Genomic DNA, 1031 nt, shown 5'->3' with positions numbered 1-1031 from the left:
TGGCGAGTCCCCGATTTTGAGTCCACCCGGTTCTTGAGTCGGGTTGGTTTGATCCGTTCTCAGTTCGTGTTGCAGGCCACCGGGGTGTGGGTGCATCTGCAGGCTGCAGCGTACTCGGCCGGTGTGCGGTAGCCCAGGGCCGAGTGGCGGTGGCGGTGATTGTGATCGTGTTTGAAGTCGCCGATGACCACGCGGGCTTCCAGCAGGGTGTTCCAGTGGTTGCGGTTGAGGCACTCCCTGCGCAGGCGGTTGTTGAACGATTCGATGTAGCCGTTGTCCCACGGGCAGCCCGGCGGGATGTAGACCAGCCCGGTCTGGTTCTCACAGAAGCGCTGCAGCGCTTGAGAAACCATCTCTGGGCCGTTGTCCAGACGCAGCACCTTCGGCGGTCCACCGTGGGCGGCGAACACCTTGGTGAGTTCGGCGACCAGGCGTTCGCCGGTGATCGAGCGCTCCACGATGTCCAGCAGCGATTCGCGGGTGTGTTCGTCGATCATCGAGGCGATCTTGATGGCCTTGCCGTCGACAGTGGAGTCGAATTGGAAGTCGATCGCCCACACCACCTTCGGCGCATCAGCCTTGACAGGAGGTGCCGAGGAGACCCCGGCCCGCTTACGTGGACTGCGGATGCGGACCTGCAGGCCCTCTTCGCGCCACAGGCGGTGGACCTTCTTCTTGTTGACCTCACGGTGCTCGTCGTAGCGCAGCGTCGCCCAGGCACGCCGGAATCCGTGGCAGGGGGGTTTGGCGGCGTAGCCGCGCAGCCAGGCCCTCAACTCGGCATCCGGATCGGTCGGTGTCTGCGCGGCCGGCAGGCGACGGTAGGTGGACCGGGTCAGCCCAACAACCCTGCACGCCAGCCGCTCCGACACGCCCAACGTGGCCTTGAGCATGTCGACGGCGCGGCGCTTGGCTGCTGGGCTCAGAATTTTCCCTTCGCCACCTCCCGCAGGGCGTCCTTCTCCAGCTCGGCCTCGGCCAGCAGCCGCTTCAACCGAGCGTTCTGCTCGCGCAGCTGTTTGAGTTCCTTG

The 1031-nt window shown here is 65.1% G+C and carries 1 pseudogene; it reads right to left on the bottom strand.

Going from position 1 to position 1031, the window contains the following annotated elements:
* Positions 1 to 59: 59 nt before the first annotated feature.
* A pseudogene (locus LI92_RS21315) lies at positions 60 to 1031 on the bottom strand (IS3 family transposase); the annotation flags it as partial.

The sequence above is a fragment of the Mycobacterium sp. UM_Kg1 genome (assembly GCF_000972925.1).
Taxonomy (GTDB): Bacteria; Actinomycetota; Actinomycetes; order Mycobacteriales; family Mycobacteriaceae; genus Mycobacterium; species Mycobacterium hiberniae.
Note: the sequence above shows the minus strand (reverse complement) of the source record. Positions and strands in the feature narration are given on the sequence as shown.